Raw genomic sequence first — 21,348 nt, forward strand, 5'->3', positions numbered from 1 at the left:
GAAATTGAAATTATCCATAAATTTTATCTATTTTTTGGGATTTTTGTGGAGTTTTAGTATGGTTTGCGGGGGGGGGGGGGTGATTTTGGTGCGTATTCATGGGGTTTTAACGCTTTTTCTTGTGAGATTTAGCAGTGGTGCTTTTGAGGGAAATATTTTGTGAATAAAATAGCGCTTTGATTTTTGGCGTGTAGGATCTGTCTGGAAATGTCTTGAGTCAACTTGAAGTGAAATGTTTTGGATTTTTAATGAATTAAGTGAGTTAAAGAGGATTTCAAGATGGTGCGGAAAAGAGGACTTGAACCTCCATGCCTTGCGGCGCCAGATCCTAAGTCTGGTGTGTCTGCCAATTTCACCATTTCCGCAAAATCTTTTGGGATTATAGCATAAAGTTTTTGACTTTTATAGAGTTTTTTTACAAAATAAGCTAAAATTTCAAAATTCTGATTCCAAAATCAAAAATTCATCATTTTTATTCCATATTTTAGAGAATTTAAAAAATAAAAAGCATCACAAATGAAGGAGTGTCTTGTGCAGGATGTTAGGGTAGATCGCAAGAAAATTTATAATCCAGAATCCATAGAAAGCGTGAATGATCGAAAGATTTTTGGAGGGAATCCCACCAGCATGTTTGATTTAAATAAGATTAAATACCAATGGGCCTATGATTTGTGGAAAACCATGCTTGCAAATACTTGGTTCCCCGAGGAAGTGAGCATGAATGAGGACAAACGCGATTACAATAACCTCCTCACAGCGCAGGAAAAACTCGGATATGACAGGGCTTTGGCGCAGCTTATCTTCATGGATAGCTTGCAGACAAATAATCTAATCGATAATGTAAATCCCTACATCACAAGTCCCGAGATTAATCTCATCCTCGTGCGCCAGGCCTATGAGGAGGCCCTGCATTCCCAGAGTTATGCGGTGATGGTGGAGAGTATCTCTGCAAACACTGATGAAATCTATGATATGTGGCGCGTGGATATGCAGCTCAAAAGCAAAAATGACTACATTGCCAATGTCTATATGAAGTTGGCGCAAAATCCCACCGAGCGCAACATTGTTAAGGCAATGTTTGCCAATCAAATTTTGGAGGGGATTTATTTTTATAGTGGTTTTGCATTTTTTTATGCGCTAGCAAGCACGGGCAAGATGTTGGGCTCCTCACAGATGATCCGCTTCATCCAGCGCGATGAAGTCACGCATCTCATTCTTTTTCAAAACATGATCCGCACGCTTAAAAAAGAGCGCCCCGATCTCTTTGACAAGGATTTGGAAGAAGAGATTGTAGAGATGTTTCGTCGTGCTGTGGAGATTGAGGCAGCTTGGGGGGAATATATCACACAGGGGCAGATTTTGGGGCTTACAGGGGAGGTCATCCATCAATATATCCAGTACCTTGCTGATCAGCGCCTTTCCAAAGTAGGGATGCCAAAGCTCTATAATGTCGAGCATCCCATCAAATGGGTGGAGCAGTATGCGAGCTTCAATGAGCAGCGGACGAATTTTTTTGAAGCAAAGGTGACGAATTATGCCAAGGGAAGCTTGATTGATGATTTTTGAAACATCCCAGTGGAATTTTCCGCTGGCCTGCGGCTAAGCGAATTTGGAATGCAAGTTTTTTCTGGCTTTATGTGCTCTTTTATTTGTAGGATAGGGAGTCTTTTTATTGGTCTTGGGTTCCTGTGGAGAGTTGTTGTGCTGGTTTTACTTCAAAGATATCTAGAAGACAGGGGAAAAAATGCTAAGTAGTATCAATCTTTCTAGGATGTGTGAGGAAATAGAGCGTGTTTTCCCGCTCTCTGAAGAGGTGCGCAGGGCATTGATGCAGGTGGATCGCGCCTTGTTTGTGCCCTCTTCGATGCAGAGGCATGCCTATATGCTCAATCCCCTTCCACTACAAAAAGAGCAGTGGGTGAGCTCTCCTCTGACTGTGGCAAAAATGACGCAATATCTATTACCTCAAGGTGGGGATAGTGTGCTAGAGATTGGATGTGGCAGCGGATATCAGGCCATGGTGCTCTCCAAGCTTTTCCGCCGCGTGTTTTCCATCGAGCGGATCGCAAAGATTTTGCTAGAGGCCCAAGAGCGAATCCGCCAGTGTGGAGCGTATAATATCAATACCAAGCTTGATGATGGGCAGAAGGGCTGGAGTGCCTATGCGCCCTATGATCGCATTTTGTTCTCTGCCTGCGCAGAGCACATCCCTGCTAGCATCATCGAGCAGCTTCAAGAGGATGGAGTGCTAGTGGCGCCTATGATCCAGGATCAAAAGCAATTCATCATGCGCTTTTTCAAAAAAAATGGCAAGCTAGGTGAGGGTGAGATTTTGGAAGAGTGCTTGTTTGTCCCTGTGAACAATGGTGTGATCTATTGAATTTTTTGCATTTTGGGAGGAATTTTGATCTTGTCTTAGATTTTGGATTCAAGCCCATTTTTTGGACACTGCCTTTATTTTTGGCAGCGTTGTATGGACTTCTTGTCCTGCATCATTTTTCAAGACTATGGCTATTGCCAGGCTTCTTGGTGTTGCTAGGGATTTTCTTTGCTTTTCCTTCTTTTTTTGCGATGATTTTTGGAGGATTTTTTGCCTTGGCATTCTTGCTTGCGCTCACAGATTGGCGCGATCTTGCCGTGCCTACTTGGCTGAATTTTTCGCTGGTTGTTTTGGGATTTGTGGCTCTTTTTGGCGTTTTGGATCCCTGGCAGAGGCTTTTAGAGTCTTTTGGGCTGCTAGGAATTTTTGCATTTTTGCAGAATTTAGGGCGTTATTTTATGAAAAAAGAAATGCTTGGGGATGGAGATTTGATCTTTGTGCTGGGGCTTTGTTTGGTTTTTGGTTGGGTTTCAAGTATGGAGGCGATTTTTTTGGGTAGTGTTTTTGGTATGTTTTTTGTTTGCATCAGAGGCAGAGTGCCCATGCCCTTCATCTCCTTCATGAGCATTGGTATATTTTTTGATTTTTTATTAGGTTTGCTTGATGTTTAAAAACTATCTCTTTGGCTCCATTGCACAGATTTTTTTCCCTTTTTTTATTGTGTTATTTTTCATCTCCTCGGTGGTTTTGCTCATCAGTATTGCAAACATCACGCTTGTGGTCAAGATGAATTTCATGGATTTGTTGTTAGTGTTTTTGTATCTAATGCCTGGCACGGTGTTTTTCATCATCCCTATCACATTTTTTGCAGCCTGCGTGCTAGGACTCTCACGCCTCTCTTTTGATTATGAATTATTGGTATTTTTTTCCCTAGGCGTCTCTCCTCGCAAGATTTTGGCCTATTTTATCCCCATCGCAGGGATTGTGAGTCTGGTGCTCTTGTTTTTTTCCCTGGCTCTCATTCCGCTTTCAAAAAGTGCATATTCTGATTTTATTGCAGAGAAGCGCACCAAAATTGATGTCAACATCCGAGCAGGGGATTTGGGACAGAAGTTAGGAGACTGGCTGGTGTATATTGATAGTATTAAAGACAATGAATATCGGGATTTGGTGCTATTTTCTGGGTCGGATTTGGGGCAGGAGAGCTTTGTGGTTGCGCAAAAGGGTAGGGTGGAGAATCTCGCAGGAGTTTTTCGCTTGAGCCTGCAAAATGGCGATGCGTATTTTGCCAAAAACAATGAATTGCAAAAAGTAAATTTCCAAAATATGATGATTCAAAGCGAGATTAAAAAAATCAATCTTAGCTCCTATGATCTCGTGGCATATTGGAAAAGTGCATTTGAGGGCAAGAAATCCCAGGCAAGGAGATTCTCTCAAGCAATCATGACATCACTCTTTCCTCTAGCTAGTATTTTCTTTATTCCGCTTTTTGGTATTGCAAATCCAAGATTTCAAAGGAATCTTTCTTATGTGTACATTCTAAGTGCTGTGGTGGGGTACTTTGCAGGGGTGCATATCTTGAGCGAAAATGCACCATTTTTTGGGATCTTTGCATTGCCTCTAGCATGGTTTTTTCTGGGATATTATTTCTTTAGAAAAAAGATTCTCAAAGTCTATTGATGTTCATTGCTGCAAAAATCGCTTATGATGGCAGTAAGTTTTTTGGTTTTGCCAAGCAGGATGATGGACATAAAAGCGTGGTGCAAGCTTTGGAGTTTGCGCTCAAAAGTCTGGGGATAACAAGTAATATCATAGGTGCAGGACGCACAGATAGGGGGGTGCATGCTACAGGCCAGGTCATACGTGTGGAGATTCCTGATTTCTGGGAGCTTGAGCGCCTAAGAAATCTACTCAATCAAAAACTCCATCCCTCTATCTTTTTGCGCAGGATCTGGAGGGTGGAGGCAAGTTTTCATCCGCGATTTTCTGCAAAAAAGCGGGAGTATCGCTATATTTTTGGAAATTATTTGGGAAATGTTTGGATGGCATCCTATGTCTCTTGGGAGCGCTATGGTGATAAAAAAAGAATTTCAGAAGCCTTGAATCTTTTTGTGGGGAAAAGAGATTTTGGATACTTTTGCAAAAGTGGAAGTGATAATAAGACCACAATTCGCCAAATTTATCACACTCGTCTTTATACACATCAAATTTTTAAGCATGATTATTTGGTGGCTTGCATCCAAGCCAATGGCTTTTTGTATGGGCAGATCCGTCTGATGATGGGGGCGGTTTTGGCATACTCTCGCAAAGAGCTCACATACGAGGAATTGGAGTTGCAGGTCCTTGCAAAAAAGCGTTTTTATAGCATTCCTGCCAGCCCTAATGGCCTTTATTTGAGCAAGATATTTTATTAATCTTTGCTTAAATTCAGTAAAATTTAAGTTTTAAAAATTATAATTCTGACTTTATCACAAAATAAAGGTTTGATCTATGGAATTGACAAAAACCGCTAAGGTAAAGGAATTGAACCGCAATTGGATCGTACTTGATGCAAAAGACAAGACTTTTGGTCGTTTGGTGAGTGAGATCGCGGTGTTGTTGCGAGGGAAGCATAAGCCTTGCTTCACTCCAAATGTGGATTGTGGTGATTTTGTTGTAGTCATCAATGCGACTGCTGTGAAATTTTCTGGAATGAAATTGGAAGATAAAGAGTATTTCACGCATTCTGGATATTTTGGTAGTACAAAAAGCAAAACCCTTAAAGAAATGTTGGAAAAAAGCCCTGAAAAGCTTTATTACCTGGCTGTTAGGGGTATGTTACCAAAAACAAATCTAGCCCGATCTATGATCAAGAAGTTAAAAGTATATAGAGGTGCAGAGCATCCTCATACTGCACAAGTATCAAAAAGTAAGTAAGGATAAAAGATGGCAAAAGTTTATGCAACTGGAAAAAGAAAAACTGCTATTGCAAAAGTGTGGTTAACTCATGGTACGGGAAAACTGATTGTTAATGCCATGGATTTGGATACTTGGCTTGGTGGGCGCGAAGCAATTAAGATGAAGGTGATGCAGCCTTTGGTATTGACCAATCAAAACAAATCCGTAGACATCGTGGCTGTGACTTTTGGCGGTGGTTATTCTGCGCAAGCAGAGGCACTAAGACATGGGATCTCCAAGGCATTAAATGCTTATGACATCGCATTTCGCGCGATTCTAAAACCCAAGGGGTTGCTCACAAGAGATGCTAGAGTGGTAGAGCGCAAAAAATATGGAAAAAGAAAGGCAAGAAGAAGCCCTCAATTCTCCAAGAGATAATTTTTTATCCCCATTTCTCTCCCTCTGGGGTAGAGGAACGGAATAATACAAGTCCTGACAAAATAAAACTCATAAAGACAAAAATTCTTCTGTTTCCCGCTCTTGTATTTTTAGGTTTCTTCATCATTAGCTGGATTGATGGGGCGCAAGCGTTTGTATTCTGTGTTGAGATTTGTTCACGTTGCTTGCTGAACTTATTTTTTGTTTCTTTGGCGGAAATTTCAAGATCTGCTGTCTGGTTTTTCTCAAGGGCATTTATGTCTTTGTACCCCAGATTCTAAAACCCTCTCTTGTTGCTTTTGCTTTCTTAGCTTCTTGATTTTTTTCATCTTTGTGGCTATGGCATTTTCACTGGGATAAATCTTCTCTCTCCTTCTTATTTTTCTCTGATTATGGCTTACTTGTTCAATAAAGTTTAATATAATACAGCGCTATTTTCCAAAATAGTTGGGTTTATTCTTTAAAAGGAGAAGATAATGTTAGAAATTCGATGGCATTCTCGGGCTGGTCAAGGGGCAGTTACGGGTGCAAAAGGTTTGGCAGATGTAGTGGCAGGTAAGGGGAAGCAGGTACAGGCCTTTGCTTTTTATGGTTCTGCCAAAAGAGGAACGGCGATGACTGCGTATAATCGCGTGGATGAATCTCCCATATTAAATCACGAGAAGTTTATGCAACCAGATTATGTTTTGGTCATTGATCCGGGTTTGCCTTTTATCGTAGATATTTGCGCCCATGAGAAGCCAGATACTAAGTATATTATCACTACACATTTGAGCAAGGAAGAATTACTGCAAAAAAAACCAGAATTGCAGGGCAAGCAGGTTTATACCCTGGATTGCATCAAAATCTCTTTGGATACCATTGGAAAGCCTATCCCCAATGCCCCAATGCTAGGCGCATTGATGAAGGTTTCCAAGATTTTGGAATTGGATTATTTTTTGGAAGCGTTTATTAAGCTTTTGGGGAAAAAGCTCCCGCAAAAAATCATCGATGCGAACAAAGAAGCGATTGTTCGAGCTTATAACGAAGTAAAATAAGGAGTACAACATGGATGACAAAAAAGGTTGGAATGAATTTGAAATTGGTTCAGTGTTGTTTCCATTTGAAGAAAATGGCATGGAAGCACAGGAGAAAATGAGAGCTGATAGATCCTACACACAAAATAGCTCAAGAACTGCAAGTGTCTCACATTGGAGAGTGCAAAAACCCGTGCATAATCACGATCATTGTATCAATTGTTTTTTTTGCTGGGTGTATTGCCCAGATGCCTCTATCGTGGCCAAAGATGATCAAATGAGTGGGGTGGATTATATGCATTGCAAGGGTTGTGGTGTTTGTGTTTCTGTTTGTCCAACCAATCCCAAGTCGCTTTTGATGTTTGATGAATATGAAAGCAATGAAGATGCAATTAAACAATGGCCTAAAAAAGAAGCAAAACAGAAATAAGGAGAGTAAGAATGGCGTTAAAATATGAATTATCAAAAGTAGAGGTATGGGATGGAAACATGGCGGCAAGCCATGCGTTGAGACAGGCTCAGGTTGATGTTGTAGCAGCATATCCTATCACTCCCTCTACTCCTATTGTGCAAAACTATGGAAAATTTGTAAGCGATGGTTATGTTGATGGCGAGTTTGTGATGGTGGAATCTGAACATGCTGCTATGAGTGCGTGTGTGGGCGCTGCTGCTGCTGGTGGTAGGGTGGCGACAGCGACAAGTTCTCAGGGGTTTGCATTGATGGTGGAGGTGCTCTATCAGGGATCGGGCATGCGTGTTCCCCTGGTGCTCAATCTTGTCAATCGTGCGCTCGCATCTCCGCTCAATGTCAATGGCGATCATTCTGATATGTATTTGAGTAGAGACTGTGGATGGATTAGCCTTTGTGCCTTTAATCCTCAAGAAGCTTATGATTTCAATCTTATGGCATTTAAAATCGGGGAGGATTTGCGCGTAAGAATCCCAGTGATTGTAAATCAGGATGGGTTTATTTGTTCTCATACGGCCCAAAATGTCGCACCTTTGAGTGATGAGGAGGCCTATGCTTTTGTTGGGGATTATCAGCAAAAAAATGCCATGCTTAACTTCGCTAAGCCCGTGACCTATGGATCGCAGGCAGAGGAAGATTGGCATTTTGAACATAAGGCCCAGCTCCATCATGATCTCATGCATTCTTCTGCAGTGATTGAGGAGGTTTTTGAGCTCTTTGCTAAAAAAACTGGTAGGAAATATAATCTAGTAGAAAAGTATGACATGGAGGATGCGGAAGTGGCGATTGTGGCTATTGGCACGACTGTAGAATCTGCTAGAATTGCAGCGCATCAAGCAAGAAAAGAGGGGATCAAAGCGGGTGTGGTGTCTTTCCATACATTGAGACCCTTCCCCTATAAACTTGTAGGAGAGGCACTCAAGCACTGCAAGGCCATTGCCATGCTAGATCGCAGTTCACCAGCAGGCGCCATGGGCATGCTCTTTAATGAAGTGGGGGTGGCAGTGCTAGATAGCGCAGAAAATCACAATCCTATTTTGTCCAATTATATCTATGGCCTTGGTGGACGTGACATCACGCAGAATGATCTTTTGGGAGTTTATAAAGATCTTGATGCCAGTTTAAAGGCAGGAAAACTCACACATCCCAGACAGCAGTTTATCGGACTTCGCGGTAAAGCAATGGCTTTTAATTGAGGAGAATACAATGACAAAAGAAATCAAAAATCTAAAACAATTTCAAAAATCAGCAGAAAAATTTGAAGGTGCCAATCTCCTTTGTCCGGGCTGTGCTCATGGGATGATTATCCGAGAGATCCTTAATGTGGTAGAGGGGCCAATGGTGATTGGAAATTCTACAGGATGTATCGAAGTATCCACTGCTGTGTATCCCTATACTTCTTGGGATGTGCCCTGGATTCACATTGGATTTGAGAATGGATCCACTGCTGTGGCAGGCGTGGAGACCATGTACAAGGCGCTTGCAAAAAAAGGAAAATATCAGGGGCAAAAACCTCGATTTATTGCATTTGGTGGAGATGGTGCGACTTATGATATTGGATTCCAGTGGATCAGCGGCTGCTTTGAGAGAGGACATGACATCACTTATGTATGTTTTGACAATGAAGTCTATGCCAATACCGGTGGGCAAAGAAGCGGATCTACTCCCATAGGATCTTCTACCTCTACCACTCCAGCAGGCAAGGTGAGCTATGGCAAAAAAGAAAGAAAAAAAGACATGCTTGCCATCATGGCATCCCATGGCTCTCCTTATGTCGCGCAAGTCGCTCCCAACAAATGGAAGGACATGAACAAAAAAATCAAGCAGGCTATCGATGCAGAGGGCCCCACCTTCATCAATGCTTTGAGTGCTTGCACAACAGAATGGAGATTTGATTCTCATAGCACTGTGGATATCATGGATCTAGCAGTGGATTCCTTGGTGTTTCCTCTTTATGAGATTGTCAATGGAAATGAGCTAAACATCACCTATCGTCCCAAAAACATCATTCCTGTGAGAGATTATTTGGGCGCGCAGGGTAGATTTAAACATCTCTTCAAGCCTGAGAATGAACATATCATCGAGCAATTTCAAAAAGATGTTGATAAGAAGTGGGAGTTTTTGCAGCGCAGAGAAGAGGCTAGGGTATAAAAGGAGAGGGATGGGGGAGAGAGGACTCACCACTTTGTGGATGGGTTGAAGTTCTACCCGATTTGGATTGGGTTGATGTGAGGAGAGCTTGTTATTTGTCGTATTGTTTGATGATATCTAGCAATAAATCAAGCTTCTTGCTTTTTTCGTAATGATGGAGAAGGACGCAGGCCCAATAAGGAACGCCTTTTGACTTCCAGTTGGCGATGGAGTGGTAATTCATGTCCACCATCCTGGCAAACTCTCCCTTTGTGATGCGCAGCTGCTTGAGCTTCTCTGAAAATTCCGTATAATCCATATTCAACTCTTTCATGACTGCTTTTATTCTAACATATTTTTTGACATTCAAAAATAATATTTTTAACTATAAAATGTTATTTTATTGAAGATTGGGTAAAAATGACAATTGTGAAGAATTCTGAAAAATGTTAGGCAAAAGTGCCCAATAGATGGTGTTTCACGGCAAATAGTGGCAGCCCCTAGTGATAAAGATTGTCAAAGAATGTGGCAGGGAAGTTGGTGTGATACCGGCTTGGGATTATCATAAGAGATTGTAGAGTCGGAGAAGATATGATTTTTGGAGAATATCTCTATACGCAAAGCGTGTGTAAAATTGTAGCATTTTGTAAAGAAGAATTTTTGCTTGCGCTAAAAAAACTAGATGACTTGCGTAGGGATGGCTATTTGGTAGGCTATATTCGATATGAGGCCTATCATCTTTTTTCGGAGGAATCCTATTCTTGTGCTCTCCCATTGCTTTACTTCGAGCTTTTCAAAAAACGAGAAATTTATAATAACGCAGAAAAAAGCAACAAAATTTTTTATCCTAGCGTGATGAAATCTCAAGGTTTTTCCACTTATGCCAAGAGAATTTCTCAAATCAAAACTGCAATCAAGCGCGGAGATACCTATCAGCTCAACTACACCTACAAAATCAAACTCCTTAGCCACTGTGATTCCCCAAGTATCTTTTCTCAAATTCTATCAAACCAGCAAACCCCCTATAGTGCATGGATTTCCAATGAATATGAGGAGATTTTTTCTTTTTCTCCAGAGTTGTTTTTTGAATTGCGGGGCGATGAGATTATTACTAAACCAATGAAAGGGACAATTGGGCGCTCTAGGGATTTGCAACAAGATGAAGGGTTGAAAAAATTTCTATCCAGTGATGTCAAAAATCGTAGTGAAAATGTGATGATTGTGGATTTATTGCGCAATGATTTGAGCAAAATCTCTGAAGCAATAGAGGTGCCAGCTCTCTTTGAGGTGATCACGCTAAAGACCTTGCATCAGATGATTTCCACCATCAAAGCAAAGTTGCGCCAAAACGTTAGTTTTGCAGAGATTTTTTTAGCCCTCTTTCCCTGTGGCTCTGTCACAGGTACTCCTAAAAAAAAGACGCTAGAAATCATTCAAGCCCTAGAGGGGTATGAGCGTGGTGTGTATTGCGGCATGATTGGAGTGATGGATGGGGATGGCATGTGTTTTAGTGTGCCCATTCGCACTCTTACCAAAGATGCAGAGGGTTTGAGTCTTTGTGTGGGAAGCGGGATTGTTTGGGATAGTGATGCGCGTGCAGAATATGAAGAAAGCCTGCTAAAATCGCAATTCATTTACCCTCAAATCCATTTTTCTTTGATTGAGACTATGCGTGTGCGTGGGGGAAAGATTCAGAATTTTTCTTTGCACAAAAAGAGGCTTTTAAAATCCGTGCGTTATTTTGGCTTTTGTAAACCAGATCTATCCAAGCTCTCCTATGGAGAGGATGGTGTTTTGCGCATCGAGGTGGATAAAAAAGGCAGAATCCAGCAGGAATTTAAAAAGCTCGTGCCCATTGTGAGCACAGAGATAAAGTTTGCCCTGCGCCAAGAATGGCGCAATGATTTTTTGCATCACAAGAGCAGCTATGCCCCATGGTATCAAGAGGCTCGCGAAAGGATTGCCAAAGGAGAGGTTTTTGATTGCATTTTTTATAACCCAGATGGCGAGATTAGCGAGGGTGCGCGCAGTAATATTATTTTGGAGCTAGATGGGATGCTTTATACGCCTCGCAAAGAGAGTGGGCTACTCAATGGCATCATGCGTCAAAAACTTCTCAAACAGGGAAAAATCAAAGAAAGAGCACTCTATCTCTCTGACTTGCAAGCAGCCCAAAGGATTTTTTGCATCAATGCTCTGCGTGGAATGGTGGAGGTGTTTTGTCAAAATTTCCCCTCAATTTCAGTCGGGGGAATTTCATGATTCTCCTTATAGATCATTATGATTCTTTTACTTACAACATCGTGCATTATCTCAAGGATTTTCCTCTTTTGGTGCGCCATCCCCAGGAATTGGATAGGGAGGAAATTCATCACTATTCCCATCTTATTCTCTCTCCTGGTCCTGGCCATCCCAAAGATTGCAAGGTGGCATTAGAAATCCTAGAGTGCTATCACAAAAGTAAAAAGATTTTAGGAATTTGCTTGGGGCATCAAATTATTGCATATTATTTTGGCAGCAAGATTGCAGGGCTTAGCGCGCCCATGCATGGCAAGATTTCAAAAATTTCCATGCATCAAGGAAGGCTATTTACGGGGATAGGGGAGGAGTTTTTTGTGGGGCGTTATCATTCTTTGCATGTGTCAGATCTTAAGCCTCCCCTGCGTGCCTGCGCATACAGCGATGATGGGATATTGATGGCGCTGGAGCACAGAGATTTGCCCATTTTTGGATTGCAATTTCATCCCGAATCCATTTTGTCGGATTTTGGCAAAGAAATTTTGCGGAATTTTGTAATGCAGTAGAGTGGTTGATTTTGCATGCAGCAAGGCAGCCATGCCAAAGCCTGCGATGCGATGAAATTTATGCACAAAGTGTTGCCATGGGTAATATCGATGTATAAGATACTTAGGATCGCATAAAATCACGATAATTCCACACATAATACTCAAGACTCCTGCGTATAAGGCGTTTGCAAAATTTTAAGTTTCATTTTTTATAAAATTCTGCTAAAATGCCTACCTAAAATATTCTGAAGGAGATTAAGATGGCGGTTTTTGATGAAGTAAAAGAAGTTGTAGTAGAGCAGTTGAGTGTCGATGCGAATCAAGTGAAGCCTGAGGCGGAATTTGTAAAAGATTTGGGTGCAGATTCACTGGATGTAGTTGAGCTTGTGATGGCCCTGGAAGAGAAGTTTGGCATTGAGATTCCAGATGAGGAAGCAGAGAAAATCAGCACTGTTGGGGATGTTGTGTCGTATATCGAGGCAAACAAAAAATAAACAAGACCACGTTTTGCCAGGGCATTAAATTTATGTAGAAGGAGTTGGAGTGCATCGTGTAGTTGTGACAGGTTTGGGAATGATTAATTCATTGGGGTTGAATCGTAGGGATTCTTTTAAATCCATAGTGGAGGGAAAGTGCGGTGTCAAGAGAATTACTAGCTTTGATGCTGGTGATTTTCCTGTGCAGATTGCAGCAGAAATTACAGATTTTGATCCCAATGAAGTGATGAATCCAAGAGATGTGAAAAAGGCTGATAGATTTATTCAACTCGCGCTAAAAGCCGCAAAAGAGGCGATGCAAGAGGGTGGTTTGCTTAATAGCGAGGGGAAATGCGATGAGGCAATTTCCTCTAGATTTGGTGTTAGCAGCGGTGCTGGCATCGGTGGGCTTGGCAATATCGAAAAAAATTCCATTGCCTGTCTAGAAAAGGGACCAAGGCGTGTGAATCCCTTTTTTGTCCCCTCCGCTCTTGTAAATATGTTGGGGGGTTTTACCTCCATTGAGTTTGGAATCAAGGGCCCCAATCTGGCTAGTGTGACTGCCTGCGCAGCTGGCACGCATGCAATCATCGAGGCAGCAAAGACCATCATGCTAGGCTGTGCGGACAAAATGCTAGTTGTTGGCTCAGAATCTACCATTTGCCCCGTGGGTATTGCTGGATTTGCTGCGATGAAGGCGTTAAGCGATCGCAATGATGATCCTCAGAAAGCTTCTCGACCCTTTGACAAGCATCGCAATGGTTTTGTGATGGGAGAAGGTGCGGGTGCTTTGGTTTTGGAGACTTATGAGGCTGCAAAAGCAAGAGGTGCTACAATCTATGCTGAGATCGTGGGCTTTGGAGAGAGTGGGGATGCCAATCACATTACCACGCCAGCTCCAGAAGGCGAGGGTGCAGCCAGGGCTATGAGAGCCGCGCTTCACATGGCAAATCTCAAGATCGACTATATCAATGCCCATGGTACAAGTACACCTTATAATGACTTGTTTGAGACACTGGCTATCAAGCGCATCTTTGGTGCTGAAGTGCCACTTGTGAGTTCGACCAAGGGGCAGATTGGGCATTGCCTAGGTGCAGCCGGTGCGCTAGAGGCAGTGATTTCCATCATGGCGATGCAAGATGGTGTGTTACCTCCGACCATCAATCAAGAAGAAAGAGATCCAGAATGCGATCTTGATTATATTCCCAATGTGGCAAGGGAGAAAAAAGTGGATGTGGTCATGAGCAATTCTTTTGGTTTCGGAGGAACCAATGGAGTAGTGATCTTCAAAAAAGTGTAAAAAAGTATGGCTGTTTATTTGGATTTTGAGCAGAAAATCAAGGTTTTGCAAGATGAAATCGAGATGGCGATTATCCGCGGAGATCATGCTGCCAAGGAGATCTTAGAGATCGATTTGGAAAAAGAAGTACGCTCTGTCTATGGTAATATGAGCGATTATCAAAAGCTTCAGCTTGCCAGGCACCCCGATCGTCCCTATGCGCTGGATTATATTCATTTGATCCTCAAGGATTCCTATGAGATTAGTGGCGATCGTCATTTTGGTGATGATAAAGCAATTGTATGTTATCTTGGCAAGATTGATAGTCAACCCACTTTGGTTATTGGCGAAGAAAAGGGTCGAGGGACGAAAGCAAGGGTCCTGCGGAATTTTGGCATGCCCAATCCCGAGGGTTATCGAAAAGCGCTCAAGGCTGCGAAATTTGCAGAAAAGTTTAATATCCCCATTTTGATGCTTGTAGACACTGCGGGTGCTTATCCTGGGATTGGGGCAGAGGAGAGAGGACAGAGTGAGGCAATCGCCAAAAATTTGCAGGAATTTTCTAGACTAAAAGTTCCTACAATTTCTATTATCATTGGTGAGGGTGGAAGTGGTGGCGCGCTTGCCATTGCTGTGGCAGACAGACTAGCGATGATGCAGTATTCTGTCTTTAGTGTGATTTCTCCGGAGGGCTGTGCTGCGATTTTATGGAATGATCCTGCAAAGATTGAGTCCGCCACAAAGGCTATGAAAATCACTCCTGATGCCCTCAAATCCTTTGGACTCATTGATGATGTTATCATGGAGTCAAGTAGGGGTGCACATCGTGATAAAGAATTTGCCGCCCAGGCCATCAAAAAATATTTTTTAGACAGCCTACGTGAAATCAAAGAACAAAAAGATTTTATGAAAAAAAGATATCAAAAATTAATGTCTTATGGAGCCTTTGCTTAAAGAAGGAGGATCTATGAAAGTAGCCTTATTGATGAGTGGAGGAGTGGATAGCTCCTATTCTGCATATCTGTTAAAAAAACAGGGCTATGAAGTAAAGGGTTTTTATCTCAAGTTGCATGACAAAGAAGAAAAACACCAGGTTTTTTTGAAAAACTGTCATAAGGTTGCACAGAATTTGCAAATCGATTTTCAGGTGATTGAGGCCAAAGAAGAGTTCCGACAAAAGGTCTATAATGAATTTGTGAACGCCTATCAGAGGGGTGAGACGCCAAATCCCTGTGCACTGTGCAATCCTTTGATGAAGTTTGGTTTGGCGCTAGACATCGCACTCCAGCAGGGATGTGAGAGAATTGCTACGGGGCATTATGCAAGAATCGGTCATGTGGATGGTGTTACAAGGATTCGCGAGGCTAAAGATAAAACCAAGGATCAGAGTTATTTTCTCTATGCCATTTCTCAAGATGCGATTAATCGTTTGATTTTTCCATTGGGGGATATGCTAAAAGAAGAGGTAAAGCCTCAGGCCTTTGCTGCGATGCCATGGCTAGGAAATTTAGAGACTTATAAAGAGTCTCAAGAGATTTGCTTTGTGGAGACAGACTACATTGACATTCTCAAAAAGCATGTGAATGTAGAGCAGGAGGGTATCGTGCGGGATGTAGAGGGGAATGCGATTGGCACACACAAGGGATATATGCAATATACCATCGGCAAGCGCAAGGGTTTTAGTGTGAGGGGCGCGCATGATCCCCATTTTGTGCTAAAGATTCATCCAGAAAAAAATGAGATTGTCGTGGGCAAAAAAGAAGAGCTTGCCACCTCTCTCATAGAGGCGCAAAATAAGTCCCTGCCCCAGAATTTTAAAGCTGGGAAATATCTTGTAAAGATTCGCTATCGCAGCGCTCCCAGTGAGGCAGCGCTAGATCTGCAAGATGGCAGGATTATTGCAAATTTCACAGAGCCTGTGTATGGCAGCGCCAAGGGTCAGGCTTTGGTTGTGTATGTGGAGGATAAGGTGCTGGGCGGGGGCGTGATTTTGTAGCGTTTGTAAAATTCCTCCTCAAATCTCCCAAGCCCCTGGCCACCTAAAAATCCTTGAAATCTTCTGCCTTCTGATTCTCTTGCTTTTGAATTTCTTTCACTTTGAAATTTACAAGCCAGCCCTCAAATCTCATAAGCTTTGCTCTTGCAAATTTTTGAAACTGTTTATGAGATTCTTTGCTAATTCTCTCTTAAATTTTCATCACTCAATTAGTAAAACTTCTTTATGCTCAAATTTAAAGCTCACCTAAAATTCCAAAGAATCTCTCCCAAATTTTGCGCCCAAATCTAGAAATTGTCCTTTAAATTTTTATTCATGGTGGACGAAAAAGATTTTTTATGGAGGGGATGTTTTAGACTTTGTAAGTCTATGAGTTATAGCCTTGGGATGTGAGCTCTCACAAAGGCAAAACAGAGTATCAATCCCACACAAGCTACCAATGCATCGCACAGGCTATGCAAAATCCCATCCATGTAAAACCCAAAATACAAGTTCCCTAGTGGGAATCCACAAGGTATCTATCACGCCAACACAAGTCGCGCCAATCAATGCCCAAGTGGTAGTGGGGGAAATCCCAAGAATTCTCATTCTTTTAAAAAATTAGAATTTATAGCTTACATATACAGTTATGGACCTACCCGGTGCTGGTTGGCGTCCTATGGGGCTTGTGCCAATCCCTCGGAAATAATATTTGGCATTGAAGAGATTGTTTGCTGAGATGGATCCCTCGATGGATCTATTTCCTTGTTTCCATAGAGTGCGAGAAATCTGGACATTGAATACAAAATAATCAGGCAGCTGCCCTGCTGTTCCAGCGAGATTTTCTTTTAGGGTGTTTAGGATGTCAGAATAGGATTTGGAATAATAATATCCTGAAGCTCCTAGGGTGGCAAATTTGGGGATGGCATAGATGACATCAAAGCTGAAGTGTTGCGGGGAAATATAAGGAAGGAATTTACCATAAATATCTATGTCACCGTGCTTGCTGTGACTGCTCACTCTTGCATCTGTGAAGCTATAAGCAAAATGAAATTGTAAATCCCGCACAGGTGTGAGATAGAGTTCCACCTCTACTCCTTGAGAGATCGCAGAGATTCCATATTGGCCTTGGGCAAATCTTCCAATTCGATAATTGTCTGCAAAAATAGCAAAATAATTCACATTGATGCTGCCATACTTGGAGAAGAGATAGCGGATCCCTGCTTCTGTGCTTTGGAAGGTTTGGGTTACATCAAAATTTGTCCCCATCATGTCTCCGAGTTGTGGCGGCAAGAAGCTGCGCTGATAATTTGCATAAATATTAATATTTTTGATTGGCTTATAAGAAACGCTCAATGCGGGATTGAATTGATTGGAGGTTTTGTTGATGATGCCAAGATTTTTAGTATTTTTAAAATTCACATATCTTGGATTTAAGAATACATAGCGCAGTCCTGGATTGATGCTTAGTGTATCGCCAAAGAATTTGAAATTATCACTGATATAAAATGCCCAATAGTTATTGTAATAATTCGTGTCTTTTCCATTTTTTGGGTCTGCCTTGCCATTTCTGTAGATATTGTAGAAAATCGTTTCTGATGTATAGCGCATTCCAAAGACGATTTGCTGCTTGAGTCCCTTTGTGATGATATTAAAATTTACTTTTGGTTCAAGCATATTGACAACATAGCGACGGATATTTTCTCTGAGTATTTTGCCATAGAGGGGGACGCCATTGGTAAGCTTATTAAAATCACTATCAAGTGCAAAATTTCTTGTCATATCATGGAAATAATAATTAAGATTAAAGCTTCCTTCAAATTCTTCTTTGCTGCCAAAAAACCAATTATAATTCACCCCCATGCGTTTGGCCACACCGCTATTGAAGTCTCTGGGATGGAGATTTTGCAAACGATTGGCATAGTAATCTTTTGTGGAGAGTGAACCAGGACTTTTGGCATGGTAGTAGTAATACTGATAGAATCCCTTGAAGATATGATTGGGATTGACTTTGTAAATGGCATCTAATTTGTAGTTTTCAATTTTTGTATTGCTGTTTTCGCGGAAACTCTGTCCCCCAATGATATTTACCTGTGCTTGAATGCCAAAATGCTCCCCAATCATTCCCCCACTGCGCAGAAATGTATCATAGAGGATGTTATTTGCAAGCCCTGCTTTGCTATTATAGGGCTCTCCTGTGTCCTTACTCCAAAAGATTGTGCGTTGTGCGATTTGATTTGTCCATTTTTTTGGAATTTCCTTGCTAATGAAATTAATTACACCCGAAAAGGTATTGGGACCATACTGCACGCTTGCTCCGCCTTTGATGATATCAATATGATCCACCATTTGAAAGGTTATGGGGAAAATGGCTAATTCAACATTGCTATAAGGACCGCCATAAACCGTGTTGCCATCAAGCAGGAGCATTCCTGTGTTGCTATGGCCATTTCCTGCACCCCCAAAACCACGAAGCTCAATTTTTGGCAAAATACCAGTCCCAGAGGTGTCTCGGATCTGTACCCCTGGGACATTTTGTAGTGCTTGTTCTACGGTGTTGTAGCCGGATTCCTTGAGTTGCTTGGAGCTCACCACAGAGCGAGATCCAGCATTATTGAAAACATCTTCGCTTCGAAAGCTTGTCCCTTGTGTGATTGCCTTTTCTTGAGTGAGAATGTGTTCAAGTTTGAGATTTTTGAGTGCATGTTGAGTTTTTTCTGTCTGTGTGTTTTCTGCAAAAAGAAAGCAGGCACACGGGACTAAGTAAAATATTTTTTTCATATGCTAATTCCTTGTTGAATAAAAATTAATGAGACTCATTTTTGATTTTGAATAATATAATAATTATTATTATATTTATTTTAAAAATTATTTTTTCAAGGATTTTTGCATGTTTTTATCCAGGGTTTAAAAAAGAATAGGGCTTTTGCATGATGTGAGGCTTTTGGTAGTATTTCTGGGAGGTTGAGGGACATGAGATGGGGGTTGTGAGAGAATTCTAGGGTTTTGAGAAAGCTTAGTGGGTTATGTGGGCTACAAAGTATGGTGGGGATTTTGGCAAAGTCATGTGGGGGTTCTTGAGAAATTCTCCCAATGTTTTGAGAAATTCCCCTGAATTTTTAAAAATTTCGCCCAATGAAATAGTGGATTTCCACTCCTTCTTGTAGGATTTCTAGCACATCATATCCATAATTTTTGGCATCCAGTGGGATAGCATGGATGCTTTGAGGGCAATCGCTAATGATTTGCAAAATCTCTCCTTTTTGCAGTTTTTGCAGGGCTTCCATGGTTTTTATAGCAGGGTAGGGGCAGGGCTCTCCTAATAGATTAATGTGATAGGTGATGGCAGATTCTTTCATGAGGAGATCCTTTTTTTGAGATTTTTGATCATGTTTTTTTCAAGAAATAAAATAAGAAACAAAAACAAAAGCAAGAAGACATAGTTCATGAGCAATCCACCATAATTGCCAAAGCTCTCTAACAGATTGATTCTTGGGAAGCTTTTGGCAAGAGCTTGACTGTAAAGGGGCCAAGTATAGGCGAGCAACACCGATCCAATGAGATTGCCAATGCCCACGATTACATAATGGAGCTGCCCTTCCATCGCGCGATACATCCAGCCACATTCACAACCTCCAGCAATCACAATGCCAAACCCAAATAAGAACCCTCCGATGATGACATTAGGACCTGCCCAGAGGATTTTAGGAGGGACTCCCAGCATGATGAAGCCAAATACTCCAATGGTAGAGAGAAACATTGCTAACACAATCGCCTTGGCGACATATCCCCTACCTGTGAGAAAGAGATCGCGAAATGCAGAGGTGAAGCAGATTTGTGCCCTGGCGATCACAAAGCCAAAAATAAGTCCAAAAAGCGCGGCCATGCCAAGAATCTTTTGGGCGTGATTGCATCCCATCAGCAAGGCAATGCAAACAAGACTTGCAAAAAATAGCAAAATCCCAAAGAAGAAAAAGATTTTGGAATGATCTTTTTTGGCCGTGGTTTTGTATGCTCCTTTTTGTAGCATTGCTTGAGAGCGAAGAAATGAGAAATTTAGGGTTTTTGTGCCGATAAAAACACCCAGGATGCTCATTATCGTAAAAAACCAAGCATGTAGGCTGAATTGGGGGATGCCTGTAAAAAAACTAGCAAGATTGCATCCCATACCCAGTCTTGCCCCAAAACCTGCAATAATCCCTCCAATAAGGGCTTGGAAGATTCGTATTTTATTTTGAGGGAAGCGGAATTTGAAGTTATTGGAGAGGAGTGAGGCAATGAGCGCACCCAAAAACATGCCAAGGATCATCACCCCATCTTTGCGCAAAAATATATTATCTTTAAGGCCGATGATTTGGAAATATTCCCATTTTTTTACTTCTATGCCAAAAAGCCCAAGGATTTCTCCGCCCCATCGTGTAAATTCTCCTGTGAGAGCCCATGCAGAGCCAATGATTCCAAAATAATAGGCAGACAACACTCCAAGAAATAGGATCGAATAGAAGGGATTCCAAAAACGCATGAGGGAATGTTGTTTGAATGTTTGCCACATGGAAAAATTCCTGATAGAGATTTGGAAGCGCTCAAGGCCAAGGCGCTGGAATGCGTAGCTGATCTCGCTAAATCGCTGGATGTCGTAAAATCTAGTTCATCTTGACTGAATCTGACTGACTCGTTGATTCTGCACTGTGAATGTGTCGCTGCATCAAAAGCTCTTATTATACATTTTTTGCTTGAAATTTTTGCTTCAAGATTGCTGCTGGGATGGGCTTTTGCTTAAGCGGATTTAGGCAGAGGGATTTGAAAACGCTTTAGTTGATTTTGTTTAAACGGATTGAAGTGGCTTGGAAATCGCTTAGACTAAGCAAGTGAATTCTTTGGGTTAAAATTCTGATGGAAGCCATAGGGCTTAGGGTCTCACAAAGGAAGCCCCAGCCCAATTTTGGGGTTTATATTCTTTGGATCCACGAGGCCACATTCTCTTGTTCAGAAAATAATTCTGTATCTGCGCCATGCCCTGGATGGATGATTTTGTTTACACTCTTTGGCAATTCACGAAATCTCTGAAGGGATTCTTTCATGTCTTTGGGGCTAGAATAGGGAAAGTCAAAGCGTCCAATGCTGCGTCGAAATACAAAATCCCCACTAAAAATATGATCTTTGTACTCAATAATGGAGCAGCCTGGCGTGTGTCCTGGGAGGTGATGAAAGATAAAATCTAAACCCTGGATGTTGATGGTGATGCTAGATTTGTAATTGAGGATGGGTTTATCGGCCTTGCATGGCGTGATGCCCACATCAAAAAAATCCTCCTCTAGCATAAAGCAATCTTTTTCTGGGCAATAAATAGGGATTTCTGGCAGTGCTTGCTTGATTTTTGCGACATCAAAAATATGATCAAAATGCCCATGGGTGAGGAGAATGGCCTGGGGATTTTTGCATTCTTGCATCACCCACTCAAAAGCTCCCATTCCTGGGTCGATAATCCACTGGGCATCTTTGCCATCGATGTTCTCACATAGGATGTAGCAGTTGGTTCCATAATCTCCAAAGGGATGTTTGAGTATTTTCATTTTTTTGCC

23 protein-coding genes and 1 tRNA gene are annotated in these 21,348 nt (G+C 41.7%); 17 read left to right on the plus strand and 7 right to left on the minus strand.

Annotated features, from left to right (window positions below):
- Positions 1-280: 280 nt before the first annotated feature.
- Positions 281-365 (minus strand) — tRNA-Leu (locus tag DQN48_RS02910).
- 151 nt (positions 366-516) lie between these two features.
- Here DQN48_RS02910 and DQN48_RS02915 point away from each other — a divergent pair.
- The 11 genes from DQN48_RS02915 to DQN48_RS02965 all read left to right on the plus strand — a co-directional run bounded on the left by DQN48_RS02915 (position 517) and on the right by DQN48_RS02965 (position 9,271).
- Entirely contained in the window at positions 517-1,566 is a 1,050-nt protein-coding gene (locus tag DQN48_RS02915) for a ribonucleotide-diphosphate reductase subunit beta (RefSeq protein ID WP_041913090.1), read from the plus strand.
- Positions 1,567-1,744: 178 nt separating this feature from the next.
- Positions 1,745-2,380 carry a protein-L-isoaspartate(D-aspartate) O-methyltransferase gene (locus DQN48_RS02920; RefSeq protein ID WP_013022879.1) on the plus strand — a complete coding sequence of 212 codons (636 nt, stop codon included), beginning with the start codon at positions 1,745-1,747 and terminating at the stop codon, positions 2,378-2,380.
- A complete protein-coding gene (locus DQN48_RS02925) occupies positions 2,377-2,991 on the plus strand; it encodes a prepilin peptidase (protein WP_013022880.1) in 615 nt (204 codons plus the stop codon). Before DQN48_RS02920 ends, DQN48_RS02925 begins: the two co-directional genes overlap by 4 nt.
- Positions 2,984-4,000, plus strand: coding sequence for an LptF/LptG family permease (locus DQN48_RS02930; protein ID WP_013022881.1), 1,017 nt, complete (start codon positions 2,984-2,986; stop codon positions 3,998-4,000). The genes DQN48_RS02925 and DQN48_RS02930 overlap by 8 nt, the downstream gene beginning before the upstream one ends.
- A complete protein-coding gene (gene truA / locus DQN48_RS02935) occupies positions 4,000-4,734 on the plus strand; it encodes a tRNA pseudouridine(38-40) synthase TruA (RefSeq protein WP_041913091.1) in 735 nt (244 codons plus the stop codon). The genes DQN48_RS02930 and truA overlap by 1 nt, the downstream gene beginning before the upstream one ends.
- A gap of 76 nt (positions 4,735-4,810) precedes the next feature.
- Entirely contained in the window at positions 4,811-5,236 is a 426-nt protein-coding gene (gene rplM / locus DQN48_RS02940; RefSeq protein ID WP_013022883.1) for a 50S ribosomal protein L13, read from the plus strand.
- 9 nt (positions 5,237-5,245) lie between these two features.
- Complete coding sequence (gene rpsI / locus DQN48_RS02945; protein WP_013022884.1) at positions 5,246-5,635, plus strand: 30S ribosomal protein S9; 390 nt, start codon at positions 5,246-5,248, stop codon at positions 5,633-5,635.
- A 476-nt stretch (positions 5,636-6,111) separates the two neighbouring features.
- Entirely contained in the window at positions 6,112-6,672 is a 561-nt protein-coding gene (locus DQN48_RS02950) for a pyruvate flavodoxin oxidoreductase subunit gamma (protein ID WP_013022885.1), read from the plus strand.
- Between the two features lie 10 nt (positions 6,673-6,682).
- On the plus strand, positions 6,683-7,081 hold the full coding sequence (locus DQN48_RS02955) for a 4Fe-4S dicluster-binding protein (protein ID WP_013022886.1): 399 nt from the start codon (positions 6,683-6,685) through the stop codon (positions 7,079-7,081).
- Positions 7,082-7,092: 11 nt separating this feature from the next.
- Positions 7,093-8,316 (plus strand): 2-oxoacid:ferredoxin oxidoreductase subunit alpha, encoded by a 1,224-nt coding sequence (locus tag DQN48_RS02960; protein WP_013022887.1) that lies wholly within the window; start codon positions 7,093-7,095, stop codon positions 8,314-8,316.
- A gap of 10 nt (positions 8,317-8,326) precedes the next feature.
- Positions 8,327-9,271: a thiamine pyrophosphate-dependent enzyme gene (locus tag DQN48_RS02965; protein ID WP_013022888.1), complete on the plus strand. Its 945-nt coding sequence runs from the start codon at positions 8,327-8,329 to the stop codon at positions 9,269-9,271.
- A gap of 91 nt (positions 9,272-9,362) precedes the next feature.
- On the opposite strand, the gene DQN48_RS02970 is transcribed toward DQN48_RS02965, so the two are convergent.
- On the minus strand, positions 9,363-9,584 hold the full coding sequence (locus DQN48_RS02970) for a hypothetical protein (protein ID WP_231843995.1): 222 nt from the start codon (positions 9,582-9,584) through the stop codon (positions 9,363-9,365).
- Between the two features lie 257 nt (positions 9,585-9,841).
- On the opposite strand from DQN48_RS02970, the gene DQN48_RS02975 reads away from it, so the two are divergent.
- The 6 genes from DQN48_RS02975 (at position 9,842) to mnmA (ending at position 15,787) form a co-directional block, all read left to right on the plus strand.
- Complete coding sequence (locus tag DQN48_RS02975) at positions 9,842-11,512, plus strand: bifunctional chorismate-binding protein/class IV aminotransferase (RefSeq protein WP_013022890.1); 1,671 nt, start codon at positions 9,842-9,844, stop codon at positions 11,510-11,512.
- Positions 11,509-12,054, plus strand: a complete 546-nt coding sequence (locus tag DQN48_RS02980) for an anthranilate synthase component II (RefSeq protein ID WP_041913092.1) — start codon at positions 11,509-11,511, stop codon at positions 12,052-12,054. The genes DQN48_RS02975 and DQN48_RS02980 overlap by 4 nt, the downstream gene beginning before the upstream one ends.
- Positions 12,055-12,296: 242 nt before the next feature.
- Complete coding sequence (gene acpP / locus DQN48_RS02985) at positions 12,297-12,530, plus strand: acyl carrier protein (RefSeq protein ID WP_013022892.1); 234 nt, start codon at positions 12,297-12,299, stop codon at positions 12,528-12,530.
- Positions 12,531-12,579: 49 nt separating this feature from the next.
- Positions 12,580-13,812 (plus strand): beta-ketoacyl-ACP synthase II, encoded by a 1,233-nt coding sequence (locus tag DQN48_RS02990; RefSeq protein WP_013022893.1) that lies wholly within the window; start codon positions 12,580-12,582, stop codon positions 13,810-13,812.
- Positions 13,813-13,818: 6 nt separating this feature from the next.
- Complete coding sequence (accA, locus tag DQN48_RS02995) at positions 13,819-14,745, plus strand: acetyl-CoA carboxylase carboxyl transferase subunit alpha (protein WP_013022894.1); 927 nt, start codon at positions 13,819-13,821, stop codon at positions 14,743-14,745.
- Positions 14,746-14,758: 13 nt separating this feature from the next.
- Positions 14,759-15,787: a tRNA 2-thiouridine(34) synthase MnmA gene (mnmA, locus tag DQN48_RS03000; RefSeq protein ID WP_013022895.1), complete on the plus strand. Its 1,029-nt coding sequence runs from the start codon at positions 14,759-14,761 to the stop codon at positions 15,785-15,787.
- A 453-nt stretch (positions 15,788-16,240) separates the two neighbouring features.
- Here mnmA and DQN48_RS07860 read toward each other — a convergent pair whose 3' ends face one another.
- From DQN48_RS07860 to DQN48_RS03020, 5 genes are all read right to left on the minus strand, one after another.
- Positions 16,241-16,375 (minus strand): hypothetical protein, encoded by a 135-nt coding sequence (locus DQN48_RS07860; protein WP_269460492.1) that lies wholly within the window; start codon positions 16,373-16,375, stop codon positions 16,241-16,243.
- Positions 16,376-16,387: 12 nt separating this feature from the next.
- Positions 16,388-18,547 carry a TonB-dependent receptor family protein gene (locus DQN48_RS03005; protein ID WP_013022896.1) on the minus strand — a complete coding sequence of 720 codons (2,160 nt, stop codon included), beginning with the start codon at positions 18,545-18,547 and terminating at the stop codon, positions 16,388-16,390.
- Positions 18,548-18,885: 338 nt separating this feature from the next.
- On the minus strand, positions 18,886-19,125 hold the full coding sequence (gene yedF / locus DQN48_RS03010; RefSeq protein ID WP_013022897.1) for a sulfurtransferase-like selenium metabolism protein YedF: 240 nt from the start codon (positions 19,123-19,125) through the stop codon (positions 18,886-18,888).
- Entirely contained in the window at positions 19,122-20,318 is a 1,197-nt protein-coding gene (gene yedE, locus DQN48_RS03015; RefSeq protein ID WP_013022898.1) for a selenium metabolism membrane protein YedE/FdhT, read from the minus strand. Before yedE ends, yedF begins: the two co-directional genes overlap by 4 nt.
- 397 nt (positions 20,319-20,715) lie before the next feature.
- The gene (locus DQN48_RS03020; RefSeq protein WP_013022899.1) at positions 20,716-21,339 is read right to left on the minus strand and encodes an MBL fold metallo-hydrolase; all 624 of its coding nucleotides are present in this window, start codon (positions 21,337-21,339) and stop codon (positions 20,716-20,718) included.
- Positions 21,340-21,348 lie beyond the last annotated feature (9 nt).

Origin of the sequence: Helicobacter mustelae (assembly GCF_900476215.1) — a bacterium.
GTDB classification, from domain to species: Bacteria; Campylobacterota; Campylobacteria; order Campylobacterales; family Helicobacteraceae; genus Helicobacter_H; species Helicobacter_H mustelae.